The organism is Actinoplanes sp. NPDC048791 (assembly GCF_040650095.1).
Classification (GTDB): Bacteria; Actinomycetota; Actinomycetes; order Mycobacteriales; family Micromonosporaceae; genus Actinoplanes.
On sequence record NZ_JBEZGQ010000172.1, the window covers coordinates 1 to 11,624 of the forward strand.

At 70.8% G+C, this 11,624-nt stretch carries 12 protein-coding genes; 4 read left to right on the top strand and 8 right to left on the bottom strand.

Annotated elements, in window-relative coordinates; translation table 11 throughout:
- Positions 1-98 precede the first annotated feature (98 nt).
- A complete protein-coding gene (locus AB0C29_RS15500; protein ID WP_360820610.1) occupies positions 99-1,874 on the bottom strand; it encodes an IucA/IucC family protein in 1,776 nt (591 codons plus the stop codon).
- Between the two features lie 340 nt (positions 1,875-2,214).
- Positions 2,215-3,210: an NAD-dependent epimerase/dehydratase family protein gene (locus AB0C29_RS15505; protein WP_360820612.1), complete on the bottom strand. Its 996-nt coding sequence runs from the start codon at positions 3,208-3,210 to the stop codon at positions 2,215-2,217.
- A 72-nt stretch (positions 3,211-3,282) separates the two neighbouring features.
- Between AB0C29_RS15505 and AB0C29_RS15510 the strand changes: the two genes are divergently transcribed.
- Positions 3,283-3,705 (top strand): VOC family protein, encoded by a 423-nt coding sequence (locus tag AB0C29_RS15510; protein WP_360820614.1) that lies wholly within the window; start codon positions 3,283-3,285, stop codon positions 3,703-3,705.
- Positions 3,706-3,764: 59 nt separating this feature from the next.
- Here the strand turns inward: AB0C29_RS15510 and AB0C29_RS15515 are convergent, their stop codons facing one another.
- From AB0C29_RS15515 to AB0C29_RS15540, 6 genes are all read right to left on the bottom strand, one after another.
- Positions 3,765-4,292, bottom strand: a complete 528-nt coding sequence (locus AB0C29_RS15515) for a 2'-5' RNA ligase family protein (protein ID WP_360820616.1) — start codon at positions 4,290-4,292, stop codon at positions 3,765-3,767.
- Positions 4,293-4,733: 441 nt separating this feature from the next.
- Complete coding sequence (locus AB0C29_RS15520; protein ID WP_360820618.1) at positions 4,734-5,279, bottom strand: SRPBCC family protein; 546 nt, start codon at positions 5,277-5,279, stop codon at positions 4,734-4,736.
- A gap of 158 nt (positions 5,280-5,437) precedes the next feature.
- Entirely contained in the window at positions 5,438-6,379 is a 942-nt protein-coding gene (locus tag AB0C29_RS15525; RefSeq protein ID WP_360820620.1) for an NADP-dependent oxidoreductase, read from the bottom strand.
- Between the two features lie 88 nt (positions 6,380-6,467).
- Positions 6,468-6,929: a hypothetical protein gene (locus AB0C29_RS15530; protein ID WP_360820622.1), complete on the bottom strand. Its 462-nt coding sequence runs from the start codon at positions 6,927-6,929 to the stop codon at positions 6,468-6,470.
- A 104-nt stretch (positions 6,930-7,033) separates the two neighbouring features.
- On the bottom strand, positions 7,034-7,858 hold the full coding sequence (locus tag AB0C29_RS15535; protein ID WP_360820623.1) for a helix-turn-helix transcriptional regulator: 825 nt from the start codon (positions 7,856-7,858) through the stop codon (positions 7,034-7,036).
- Positions 7,859-8,033: 175 nt separating this feature from the next.
- On the bottom strand, positions 8,034-8,993 hold the full coding sequence (locus tag AB0C29_RS15540; RefSeq protein WP_360820625.1) for a hypothetical protein: 960 nt from the start codon (positions 8,991-8,993) through the stop codon (positions 8,034-8,036).
- 157 nt (positions 8,994-9,150) lie between these two features.
- On the opposite strand from AB0C29_RS15540, the gene AB0C29_RS15545 reads away from it, so the two are divergent.
- From AB0C29_RS15545 to AB0C29_RS15555, 3 genes are all read left to right on the top strand, one after another.
- Positions 9,151-10,098 (top strand): ABC transporter ATP-binding protein, encoded by a 948-nt coding sequence (locus AB0C29_RS15545; protein WP_360820627.1) that lies wholly within the window; start codon positions 9,151-9,153, stop codon positions 10,096-10,098.
- Positions 10,095-10,871 carry an ABC transporter permease gene (locus AB0C29_RS15550; RefSeq protein ID WP_360820629.1) on the top strand — a complete coding sequence of 259 codons (777 nt, stop codon included), beginning with the start codon at positions 10,095-10,097 and terminating at the stop codon, positions 10,869-10,871. Before AB0C29_RS15545 ends, AB0C29_RS15550 begins: the two co-directional genes overlap by 4 nt.
- A 21-nt stretch (positions 10,872-10,892) precedes the next feature.
- Positions 10,893-11,624 (top strand): histidine kinase (locus AB0C29_RS15555; protein WP_360820631.1); only part of this gene is annotated, 732 nt, incomplete at its 3' end.

The following is an 11,624-nucleotide window of genomic DNA, read 5'->3' on the forward strand; positions in this document are numbered from 1 at the left end:
GGCGGTGAACCCGTCACTGAGCTGCGGTGCGTGCACGGCCAGGGCCGCGCCGGTGTGGGCGGCGGTCATGGCGAGCCGCCGGGTCGCCAGGCTGCGTGTCATGCCCCCGCCATCGGATTGTCGTGGGTGGTCCAGAGGTCGTCGAGCGGGTCGTCGGCCAGCCGCATCGCCGTGGTCGCCTTGACCGGCAGCGGATCATTGAGCAGCCGGGCCGCGTCACGGGTCGCGGTGCCCCGGATCGCGGCGGCGGTGGCCGCCCACAGCCTTTCCGGGTCGGCGCCGGCGTGGGCCAGCACGGCGATGAGCTGCCCGGCGACCGTGCCGAGAACGGCGGCGGCCAGCTTGGTGCGCAGCACGTCCGGGTCGTCGCTGGGCAGATCACCCTCGACCGGCGGTGCCTCGACGCCGTGGGCGCGCAGCCGGCGGGCGCTGACCCGGACACCACCGAGGTCGCGGTAGACGATCCGGGACGGCCGGCCGCCGTCGAGCACCAGCAGCGTGTTCTGCCCGTGGGCCTCCAGCGCGACGCCGCGGTCCAGCACGGTCAGCAGCGGCGGCAGCAGCAGGTGCACGAGGTCGTGCCACCACGCGTACGGGTCGGTGGCCAGCCCGGGCAGCAGCTCCGGCAGGGCGCCCAGGGGGAGCACGGTCTCGGTCGCGGTGATCCGCGGGGCCTGGCGGCGCAGATAGGCGAGGTGGCGCTGGGGCCGGCCGTTGATCAGGACCGCGCCGGCGGCGGTCTCCCGCAGGACGGTCAGGGGCAGATCGGCGGTGAGGGTGGCGAGCAGGTCGGACAGTCGCGGGCCGTTGTGGACGGCGGCCGGTGAGACGGTACGCACGGCGGAGGTCATCTGGATGTCGACGGCGGTCTTGAGATGGTCGGCGCCGGACAGGGGAGCGACGGTGCGCAGGGACATGAGGGGGCGGACCGGCTCGGTCTCGCCGGCGTCGGTCAGCCACGGGTAGCGGGCGGTGAGGCGTTCGGCCTGCCAGGGGTGGGCGTAGAGCAGGGGTGGGGTGTTGCCGTACCAGCGGTCGGGCGGGACGGCGAGACGGCGCAGGCGGATGACCGGGCGGTGCTCGGGGGCGTAGGCGAGGACGTCGGCGACGGTCATTCCGCCGCGCGTACGGGTGCAGGGGTGCAGGGGGTGGCCTTCGAGGATCCGCTGCTCGAGGCGGCCGAGGCCGTCGGGGTCGCCTTGGGCTCTCTTGAGGTCTTGTGTGGCGGGGGTGGGTGGGGGATCGGCGTAGGCGAGGGCCAGGTTGGCGACGCTGTTGTCGAGCTCCTGGGCGAGGCGTTCGGTGTGGGGGCCGAGGTTCAGAGAGCGCAGCAGGGTGGCGGGGTCGTCGTAGGCGTCAGCCGGGCGGTTTCTGTCCGGATTGGCTTCGTCCCCGTTGGCTTTGTTCCGGCTTGCTTCGTCTCGGCTCGCCTCGTCCCGGCTTGCTTCGTCTCGGCTCGCCTCGTCCCGGCTTGCTTCGTCTCGGCTCGCTTCGTCTCGGCTCGCTTCGTCCCGGCTCGCCTCGTCCCGGCTCGCTTCCTCCCGGCGGAAGCTGCTCGGGCGGCTTCCGCCGCGGGTGAGCCAGGCGGTGAGGCCGGGTTCGGGGGTGGCGAAGGGGAGGGTGGCCGCAGCGGGGGCGGTCAGGGTGCGGCCGTCGGCGAGTTCGACGTGGTGTGCACGGTGGGTTACGCCGGGGAGTGGCTCGTGGTGCAGGGTGTTGAGGAGGCGGGCCATGATCCCGGCTCGGGCCGCCGGGAGGGCCGCGTCGTAGGTCGCCACCAGGTCCGGGCGGTGTTTGTGCAGCTCAATGCGGGTTCTGGCGGGGTCGGCGGTGTGCCCGTCGGGTAGTGCTGGGGTGGTCGGTGGTGTGGGCACGGGTCATATTCTCCGGCAGTCGGCTTGTGAGGGTCGGGCCGGGCCTGCCATCCAACATCCTAGGATGCCTTACAGGGTGTGCGCTCGGTCGCCCACGCGCGGCCGTTCCAAACCAAAAAGGAATCAACGACTACGCCTGATTTGAATTCAGCCTTGGGGGATTGGGCGCAGGGGTGATCGCGGGGTGCGGTTACTGCGCACCGGCGGCGGGGGTGGGCTCGTCGCCGGTTGTGGTGTGGCGTCCCGCTGCGGGTTCTGGCGGCGTGCGGTCAGGTCAGCTGCTGGCACTGTGGGGTGTTCGTCGGGGGCTTGTTCCGTAGCCACCGTGCGGGGTTGGCCTTTACTTCTGCTGCATGCTCTTGAGGAAGTCGGCTTCCCTCGTCGGGTCCAGGCCTACCGGGGTGCGGTCGGGGCGTTGTGGTGCCGTACCGCCGATTTTTTGCAGCCAGGTCCAGGTGTCGACGATCGTCTCGCGAACCGGGCGGATCTTCAGGCCGATGGCCTGGGCCTTGGTGACGTCGGCGCCGTGCATGAACGCGTAGTCGTGGCCGGTGAGCCAGATGGGGAGGTCCATCCAGGGTTCGATGCCGGCGTCGAGGATTGCCTGGGGGTCGGCCCAGTGCAGGTCCGCGTGGTTGCCGGTGACCTCGTTCGCTGTTTCCAGCAGCTCGGCCATCGTGGTGTGGCCGGGTGGGCTGACCACGTTGTAGGGGCCGGCGGCGCCCTGCTCCGCGGCGTCGAGCATCCAGGTGGCCAGGTCGCGGGCGTCGATGTACTGCAGTTCGAGGTCTTCCGGGCCGGGCGCGAGGGTGGGTCCGCCGCGGGCGAGGCGGTTGAGCCACCAGGGGAGGCGGCCGATGTTCTCCCCGGGGCCCAGGATCAGTCCGGCGCGGGCGAGCAGGACCGGGCCGGTGAAGTTCTGCTCGGCGGCGAGTTCGGCGCCGCGTTTGGCCGCCGAGTAGGGGCCGTCGTCGTCGGAGTCGGGGGAGGCGTCGACGAGCGGGTCGTCCTCGGTGCGTGCGGGGGTGTCGGTGTCGGCGTGCACGCTGCGGCTCGAGAGGTACGTGTAGTGGCCGGCGCGGCCGTCGAGGGTCCGGGCGGCGTCGCGGACGGCGCTGGGGCGTCCGGACCAGGTGTCGACGACCAGGTCCCAGGTGCCGCCGGTCAGTGCGGTGAGGCCGGCGGGGCTGAGGCGGTCGCCGGTGAGGCAGGTGGTGCCCGGCGGGGGTGGCTGGTGGCCGCGGTTGAGGACGGTGACGGTGTGCCCGCGTTTCTGGGCCTCGTCGATGAGGGCGGGACCGACGAACCCTGTGCCGCCGAGCACGAGCAGCTTCATGTGGTCGACGATGCCTTTTGTCGTACCCCGGGCGGAAGATGTGATCGCTGACAGCGGAACCGGGGGTGCGAGATGGCGTTGCGGGTGGACCTGACGTTCGACTGTGCGCGGGCGGTGGAGCTGGCGCAGTTCTGGAAGCTGGCGCTGGGCTATGTGGACGAGCCGCCGCCGGCGCCGTTCCGGACCCGGGAGGAGTGGGCGGCGTCGTTCGGTCCGCCGGAGGACGACGAGGGTGGCGGGGCGTGGCTGCACGATCCGGAGGGGATCGGTCCGCGGCTGGTGTTCCTGGAGGTGCCGGAGCCGAAGGTGGCGAAGAACAGGCTGCACATCGACGTACGGGTGGGCCGGTACGGCTCGCCGGAGCAGGTGTGGGAGCGGGTCGAGGCGAAGGTGGCGCAGCTGGTGGGTGCGGGTGCGTCGGTGCTGGCGGTGGATGGCACGCATCACGTGGTGCTGGCTGATCCGGAGGGCAACGAGTTCTGCGTGGCGGGCTGAGGCTCGGTTTTGTCCGCGGGGTCCTTTGTTCGCCGGGCCAGGCGCCTTTGTCCGCGGGGTCAGGGGCCGAGGGGGAAGTCGGCGACGGGGTGCCAGTTGTCGCCGGGTTCGCGGGCGCCGGCGATCAGGCGGATCGAGGTGACGGTGGTGGTGATCGGCAGGTGGCGGGTGACTGCGGTGGCGGCTGCTTCGAGGGTGGGCCGGGGGTGGTCGTGGCCGATGGTGAGGTGCGGGATCGTCTCGTCGAATGCGCCGCCGTAGGGCTGGGCCTGGGGGAATCGTGCGGCTAGGGCGGCGGTGAGAGCGATGAAGGGTTGGGCCGGGTTCGGGGCGAGCCAGACCACGGTGTCGCCGAACCAGCCGATGCTGTCGAGGGTCACGTCGAAGGGGGTTTCCGCAGCGGCGATCTGGTGGATGGCGGTCAGGGTGTCGTCGTTGATCTTGTCTGGGGGCAGAAACGGGAAGACGAGGGTGATGTGGGCGGGCACCCCCCAGGATGCTGCGCGGTCCAGGGCGGTGCGGTGGGCGTTGACGGCTGGTTCGGCGGCGGGGATCTCGATGATGAGGGCGGTGTGGGTGGGTTCCATGGGTTGATTCTTGCGGGGTGGGCTGTCGGTCCGGCTCCTGTCCGATCGGGTGGGCCGGGTCGGTGTATCCCGGCACCCTGCTCTCGGCGTCTGGTCCGGTACGACCGCCCGCATCTGCCCTGGGGCGGGTTTGGCCCAACACACCACGCCCGCCAGCTGGCCCGTCCACAGTTTGAGCAAGCTCTGTCACGGACCATAGCGTTGAGAACGTGCACCCCCTGCGCCGCTCGCTGGTCAGGGAGTACTCCAGCGTCGGCACCATGAGCAGCAGATGGGGCTGGTCCAGGCCTGAGCAGCAAGCAACTGACCGGGCTTGCTGCTCAGGCTTGGCCGCCTGCCGGGGTCGGCGCGCTCTCGCTCGGCGCGCTCTCGTTCGGCGGCGTCATAGGCCTCACACCGGTGCGCTGGCCGTCGGAGTCGGCGTGTGCGCGGTCCGCGAGGTCAGGACTGCTCTGACGCCGTCGAGGTGGTGATGTGCACCGGTGGTTCGCCTCCTGCTTCGATGACGTCGACGCATCGGCCGAGGGCGGCGATCATGTACCGGCGCCACAGCGGGGTGAAGGGGCCGGCGAGGATCCATCGGCGGCCGGGGAGCGGCTTGAACTCGTAGGACCAGCGGATGAGGGTGCCGGGCCCGTCGGGGTTCATGGTGAACTCGCCGCGGATTCCGGCCGTGAGGCGGGACAGGACGTTGGTGAAGTTCGTCAGCTGGTAGGCGAAGCTGTGCCCGTCGGTGTACTCGGTGAGTTGTTCGTCGGCCTGGGATCCGTCGTCGAACTGGGGGTTTCGTCGTGCGCCGACGTGGTTCCAGGGTTCGGTCTGGTTTTCGACGCGGGTGATGCCGGGGAATGGCGCCACCGGGCGGAAGACGGTCGGCAGGTCGATGGGGACCAGGGCCCGGAAGGTGTCGGCGGGTGTCTTCCAGGTGCGTTGCTGGACGGTGATGGTGACGGTCTTGTCGGCGGGGCCGATGAGGAGTTCGGTCATGGTTCAGCTCTCCGTGGTGGGTGAGGATCGGGTGGTCGGGTAGCTGCGCTGGTCGCCGCTGTACAAGGTGGTCGGGTCGGGTGCGTTCAGCGGTTCGTCGGCGCGCGGGTGGGCGGTGGCCGGCGCGCGGGGGCTTCGCCGGCCACCTTGCGCTCCTGCTAGTTGAGGGTGGCGTTGGGGGCGACGACGACGATCTTGCCGTTGATCGGGGCGGTGGCGACTTCGGCGTGCACCTGCGCCAGGCCGGCCAGCGGGACCCGCCGGGTCGTTGCGAGGTGCAGCTTTCCGGCGTCGAGCAGGGTCACCAGTTGGGCGAGCTGTTCGGCGTCGGGGCGGAAGTAGAGGTTGATTCCGCGTACGCCGCGGGGCTCGTCGGATGCGGCGGGCATCCACACGGTGGTGTTGACCAGGACGCCGCCGTCGCGGATTGCGGGGGCCAGGGCGGTCATCTGTTCCGGGGCGATCGGGGCGAAGTTGAGCACGACGTCGACCGGCTCGGGCAGCGGCGGGATCCCGTGGCCGTGGATCTCGTCGGCACCGGCCATCTTGGCCTGTTCGGAGCTGCGCGGGCCGGTCGTGGCGATCACGTACGCGCCGGCGTTCTTGGCCAGTTGCACCGCGTAGCTGCCGACGACGCCGCCTGCGCCGTTGATCAGGACGCGTTGGCCGGTGGTCAGCTTGGCGTGGTCGAACAGGGCCTGCCATGCGGTGAGTCCGACCAGCGGTAGTCCAGCGGCGTCCACCAGTGGGACGCTCGTGGGGGCTGCCGTGAGCATCCGGGCCGGGGCGATGGCGTACTCGGCGGCCGCGCCGGTGCTGGTCAGGGGCAGGGCGCCGATCACCCGGTCGCCGATGGTGAAGCCGGTGACGTTTTCGCCGAGGGCGTCGACCGTGCCGGCGAGGTCGATGCCGGGGGTGTGTGGCAGCCGGACCGGGATGGGGCCCTGCATGACGCCGGCGCGGATGTTGGCCTCGACCGGGTTGAACGATGTCGCCGCCACCCGGATCCGGACTTCGTCGGCGCCGGGGACGGGCTGGTCCGCGTCTTCGTAGCGCAGGACCTCGGGGGTGCCGTACTCGTGGAAACGTACTGCTTTCATGACGAGCCTCGTCCTTCTGTTCTGAAGGTGCTTCGATTTTCGAAGCACGTCGATCATGGGTGGCTTCGCGTTCGAAGCAGGTCCGGGTTTACCGCCGGCCGGCAGAGTTGCTCGCGGCGGCCAGAGCGCGGAGCTTCGCGTGGCTGGCGGAGCCGGGGACGGCCGTGAAGGCCAGCAGCGTCTGGCGCTCGGCCGGGCAGATCAGCAGGTGGCGGTACAGCGTCAGCCGGCCCAGTGCGATGTGCCGGTAGCGCCTCGGGCGGTGCCGTACGGGGACACCGACCTCGACGAGGTAGCGTGCCCGCGCCGACGGGTCGTTCAGCCAGCGATCGACCAGGAAACGCGACGGTCCGCCGGTGCAGGTGTAGTCGCCGAACAGGGCGATCGCTGGGCGGGTCTGCAGCAACACTTCGCCGAACCGGGAGAACACTGTCGCGGGGTGCTCCGGCAGGTGCGCGACGACGAGCTCCAGGACCGGGCTGGCCCGGTGACCGGGTGTCGCCTGGTCGTGGTGCTGCTGGAGGAAGTGCGCCAGTATTTCCCGGTCCATCGTTGCTCACCGCCTTCCCGGTTCGACCACTTGAGCGTGGCGCAGAACGGTGGGCGGGTGAATGTTCTCGTTGTCCACGGTATGGCAGACCATGGATAAAAGGTTCAGGCGGCCTTGGTGATCAGCTGCCGGAGTTTCTCCTCGCTCGGCGATCCGGGTTCGGCCATGAAGACCAGCAGTTCCTGGCCCTCGTCGGGATCCACCAGCCGCCGGCTGTACAACTCCAGCTCGCCCACTTCCGGGTGGCGGTAGCGTTTGAGGTCGTGGTGGTGGGTGACGTCCACCTCGTGGCGCCGCCAGACCTCGGCGAACGTGGGGCTTTCCGCCAGCAGCGCGTCGACGATCTCTCCGGCGGTGCCGGCCGGGTCGGTGGTGTATGCCGCCCGCAGGTCCACGGTGAAGACCCGGCCGCGGACGTCGTGGTCCTCGGGCGGATAGATGGCCCGCTGGGCCGGGTCGGTGAACCAGCGGTAGACCAGGTAGCGCGACAGGCCGTCGAAGCGGGTGTAGTCGCCGAACAGGGCCATCGCCGCCGGGGTCTGCAGCAGCGCCTCACCGAACCGGGAGAACACGATCGCGGGCGTGTCCGGGAGCTGCTCGGCGATGGTCCTGATGGCCAGACCGACCCGGTCGTCGGGCAGGGTGCGCCGCGGAGCCGCGTGCCCGCCGAGGGCGAACAGGTGTTCCGCCTCGCTCGGGCTGAGCCGTAACGCCCGGGCGAGGGCGGCCAGCATCTGTTCGGACGGCATCGGGCCGCGTTTCTGCTCGAGCCGGCTGTAGTAGTCGGCCGACATGCCGGCCAGCACCGCGACCTCCTCGCGTCGGAGCCCACCGGTACGACGCCGGGCACCCCTTGGGAGCCCGACTTGTTCCGGCTGCAGGGCTTCCCGGCGGGCCCGGAGGAAGTCCGCCAGCAACGCGCGGTCCATCGCTTCGTCCGGCCTCAGTCGCTCAGGCTGCGCGGGGCGCGAGGCTTGGCGGAGGGGTGCGGAGCGGCGCGCCGGTGGTCGCGGACCCGTGCCAGGTCAGCGCCCGGGCCCGGCGTCGCTTCACTCATCCCGTGATCGTAAGCGTTCGCGGTGGCCGGGCCCGTCCGCGCCCGGCTCAGCCGATGAACGCTGCCCGGAAGTCGATGGTGGCGATCATCTGCCCGCGGTTGTTGATCCCGACCGGCATCTCGTTGCCGGTGAGTCCCCGGGTGGTCAGGTCGATGATCTGCCGGTTGCGCCACAGCACCGGCCGGCTGGTGCCGTCCGGGGTCTGGGCGACTCCCGCGAACACGCCTTTGTCGTTGACGGCGGTGGCGTTGCCGTCCGGCCCGCCGAGCGTCCCCAGCTCCACCGGCCCGAGCGGGTAGGTCACCGGCCGGGTGCGCCCCAGCTCGTCGGTCGAGTATCCGGCGATGATGCCGCTGTTGTTGATGTCGTTGGGGTAGTTGCTGCCGGGGGTGGCGATGGGCCCGAAGCCGCTGGTGGAGCCGTACTGCTGGAAGCCGAGGTAGGTGTTGTCGAAGATCATCAGCACCTTGGCCTCGTTGTTGATCTTTCCGGTGGTGCGGGCGGTGTTGTTCTCCGGGCCGAGCTCGGTGACGGTGCCGTTGTGCCAGATCAGGCGGCTGGTCTGGGCGCCGGTTTCGTCGACCCGGGAGACCAGGACCTGGCCTTTGTCGTTGATGTCCCAGCCGATGCTGCGGCCCTGGCCGAGGTCGGTGATGCGGCCGCGGTGCCAGATGACGGCGCGGTATTCGCCGGCCGGGTTCAGGGCGGTGCCGGCGATGGTGCCGTTCTCGTTGATGCCGTGGGCTTCGGCGTAGTGGCCGCCGGGCAGGGTGGGGAGGTCGGTGAGTTTGCCGTTCTTCCAGGAGAAGGCGTGCAGCTCGCCGTCGGCGGTGAGGCTGCGGCCGACGGCGACGCCTTTGTCGTTGAGGTCGTAGACCTCGGTGGAGAGGCCGCCGAGGGTGCCGAGGTCGGTGACCGTGTATTGCCGGGGTGCCGCGGTGGCCGGTGTGGCCAGTGCGGTGGCGGCGACGGTGGCGGTGAGCACGGCAGCGAGCAGTGTTCTCATGTTTTCCCCCCGTGGGATGACAGCGAGTTGTTCCAGTGTGGACCGGGGTGCCGGGCGGCGGGAGAGCCGATCATCCAGGAGTGCCCTGACAGATGTCATGGGATGGTCGTGACGGTTGCCCCCCTCGGTCGTCGCCGGCCGGGCTGAGGATCGGGGTATGACAGTTACCGCGTTGCCTGAGGCCGGGATCCGCGGGTCCGGCCAGTTCGCCGTCGACCTGGAGGCGGTGGTGAAGCGTTTCGGGGCGGTCACCGCCGTCGACGGGATCAGTTTGCGGATCCGTCCGGGGGAGGTGGTGGCCCTGCTGGGGCCCAACGGTGCGGGCAAGACCAGCACGGTGGACATGCTGCTGGGCCTGTCGGCACCGACCGAGGGCACGGCCAGGGTGTACGGCCGCCCGCCGCGTGAGGCGGTGGCGCTGGGGCTGGTGTCGGCGGTGATGCAGACCGGTGGCCTGTTGAAGGACTACACGGTCGAGGAGACCGTACGGCTGACCGCGGTCCTGTTCGGGCGGGGCCGCGCCGACGTGACGCGGGCGCTGGAGCGGGCCGGGATCGCGGACATCGGTCAGCGGCTGGTCGGCAAGTGCTCGGGTGGCCAGCAGCAGCGGCTGCGGTTCGCGATGGCGTTGCTGCCGGATCCGGAGCTGCTGATCCTGGACGAGCCGACCACGGGGATGGACGTCGGGGGCCGGCATGACTTCTGGACGTCGATCCGCGAGGACGCGCGGGGTGGCCGTACGGTCATTTTCGCCACGCACTACCTGGAGGAGGCCGACGCGTACGCCGACCGGGTGGTCTTCGTGCGGCGGGGCCGGGTGGTGGCCGACGGTACGGCGGCCGAGGTGAAGGCGCTGGCGTCGGGCCGTACGGTCCGGGCGACGCTGCCGGGTGCCAGTGAGGCCGACCTGCGGGCGTTGCCGGGGGTCGAGTCGGTGGAGCTGCGTGGTGACACCGTTTACGTGCATGCGAGCGACACCGATCAGGTGGCGCGTTATCTGCTGGCGGAGACCGCCGCCCGGGATCTGGAGATCACCTCCCGGAACCTGGAGCAGGCGTTCCTGACCCTGACCGCCGACGACACGACCCCGGAGAGTGCCCGATGAGCATGCCTGTCGCCCGTAGCCTGCCGCGTTTCGGCGGTTTCAGTTTCGCGATGATCGGGCTGGAGCTGCGGCGGATGGTCCGCAACAAGCGCACGGTGATCTTCACGGTGGTGTTGCCGGCGGCGTTCTTCCTGCTGTTCGGCACGAATTCGGCGTCGCGCTCCGAGCGCATCGGTGGCGGGAACGTGACCGGCTACATCCTGGTCAGCATGGCGGTGTACGGGGCGATGCTGGCCACGACCAGCGGTGGGGCGATGGTGTCGATCGAGCGGGCGGCGGGGTGGAGCCGGCAGTTGCGGCTGACGCCGTTGCGGCCGGGGGCGTACATCGCGGTGAAGCTGGTCCTGGCGATGGTGATCGGCGCGGTGTCCGTGGGCGTGACGTTCGTGGTCGGGGCATTGTCGGGGGCGCAGTTGCCGGCGTCGGCGTGGGTGGCCTGCGGGTTGCTGGCCTGGGTGTGCGCGCTGGTGTTCGCCGCGTTCGGGCTGTTCATGGGCTATCTGCTGCCGAGTGAGAACGTGATGCAGATCCTGGGCCCGGTGCTGGCGGTGCTGTCGTTCGCCGGTGGGCTGTTCGTGCCCGTTGATCAGCTCGGGCACACGTTCGCGACGATTGCGAAGTTCACCCCGGTGTACGGGGTGGGGGAGATCGCCCGGTATCCGCTGACCCACGACGGGAACCTGTGGGCCGCCGCGGCGGGTGTGGTGGTGTGGACGGCGTTGTTCGCCGCGGGCGCGATGTGGCGGTTCCGCCGGGACACGGCGCGGGTCTGAGTGGGCGGTAGCGTCACGACCATGAGCGAGGCGGAGCGGCGGGGCCGGCGCTTCGGGTGGGTCTTCGCCGGGGTGTGGCTGTTCTACCTGAAGGAGAACCTGACGGCGCTGCTGGCCCATCCGGCGGGCTGGCAGCGCGACGTGGGGCTGGCCGCACTGGCCGGCTTCGCGGCGCTGTATCTGGCGCTGGTGGCCCGGATGAGCGCGGTGCGCCGCGGCGATCGGCCGCTGCGGGTCGTGGTGCGGCTCTGGGTGGTCCTGCTGGCGTTGCTGGCTCTGGCGGCGTTGCAGGTGCCCGGTGCGGGTGTGCACGCGCTGACCTGCCTGGTGTACGTCGCGGCGTCGGCGATGGTCGGGTTGCCGATGTGGCAGGCGGTGCCGTTCGCGGCGGTGCTGCTGGTGATGGCCGAGGTGCTGGCGTGGCGGGTGCCGGGCTGGGACGACCAGGGTTACGGCCTGGCGGTGCTGCTGGGGTCGGCCGCCAGCGGCGGGTTCCGGCTGGCGGCGGAGCGTCAGCGGCGGCTGCAGGTGGCGCAGCAGGAGCTGGCGGAGATCACCCAGCGGGAGACCGCCGAGCGGGCCGTGGCCGACGAGCGGGCCCGGATCGCCGCTGATCTGCACGACATCCTGGGGCATTCGCTGACGGTGGTGACGGTGAAGGCGGAGCTGGCGCAGCGGCTGCTGGACGTGGATCTGGGCCGGGCGCGCTCGGAGCTGCGGGAGCTGGAGGCGCTGGCCCGCGACGCGTTGTCG

What these genes read in the sequence shown, in the direction of transcription:
- AB0C29_RS15505 (WP_360820612.1), bottom strand. Translation starts at nt 3,210, where the DNA reads ATGAAGCTGCTCGTGCTCGGCGGCACAGGGTTCGTCGGTCCCGCCCTC.
- AB0C29_RS15510 (WP_360820614.1), top strand. Translation starts at nt 3,283, where the DNA reads ATGGCGTTGCGGGTGGACCTGACGTTCGACTGTGCGCGGGCGGTGGAG.
- AB0C29_RS15515 (WP_360820616.1), bottom strand. Translation starts at nt 4,292, where the DNA reads ATGGAACCCACCCACACCGCCCTCATCATCGAGATCCCCGCCGCCGAA.
- AB0C29_RS15520 (WP_360820618.1), bottom strand. Translation starts at nt 5,279, where the DNA reads ATGACCGAACTCCTCATCGGCCCCGCCGACAAGACCGTCACCATCACC.
- AB0C29_RS15525 (WP_360820620.1), bottom strand. Translation starts at nt 6,379, where the DNA reads ATGAAAGCAGTACGTTTCCACGAGTACGGCACCCCCGAGGTCCTGCGC.
- AB0C29_RS15530 (WP_360820622.1), bottom strand. Translation starts at nt 6,929, where the DNA reads ATGGACCGGGAAATACTGGCGCACTTCCTCCAGCAGCACCACGACCAG.
- AB0C29_RS15535 (WP_360820623.1), bottom strand. Translation starts at nt 7,858, where the DNA reads ATGGACCGCGCGTTGCTGGCGGACTTCCTCCGGGCCCGCCGGGAAGCC.
- AB0C29_RS15540 (WP_360820625.1), bottom strand. Translation starts at nt 8,993, where the DNA reads ATGAGAACACTGCTCGCTGCCGTGCTCACCGCCACCGTCGCCGCCACC.
- AB0C29_RS15545 (WP_360820627.1), top strand. Translation starts at nt 9,151, where the DNA reads ATGACAGTTACCGCGTTGCCTGAGGCCGGGATCCGCGGGTCCGGCCAG.
- AB0C29_RS15550 (WP_360820629.1), top strand. Translation starts at nt 10,095, where the DNA reads ATGAGCATGCCTGTCGCCCGTAGCCTGCCGCGTTTCGGCGGTTTCAGT.